1 protein-coding gene is annotated in these 229 nt (G+C 59.0%); it reads right to left on the bottom strand.

Translation table 11 applies throughout. The annotated features are described in order from the left end of the window. A partial coding sequence (locus tag AC0L3J_RS38500) for a hypothetical protein (protein WP_473350635.1) occupies positions 1-187 on the bottom strand: 187 nt, incomplete at its 3' end. Positions 188-229: the final 42 nt, after the last annotated feature.

Below are 229 nucleotides of genomic sequence, written 5' to 3'. Positions count from 1 at the left end.
GACTGTTGTACGAGGTTGTGATTGTCCCCTGTCTGCCTGCGGTGGCGGCATGGCGACGTTCGAATCGCTGCGCCAGACGGTTCCATGTGGAAAATGCTGTCCGGGTATCGCATAACGATGAAACGCCGGACAGCGCCCCCATCAGCGAGGAGGCCAGCATGGCAGGCTGGTTAATCAGGCTGGTCACAGAGCCTTTCATCGCAGAAAGCGATCCCATCAGACCGCTGAC

This window comes from Bradyrhizobium sp. Kon37 (assembly GCF_055807535.1).
This window is presented reverse-complemented; position numbering and strand designations above follow the sequence as displayed.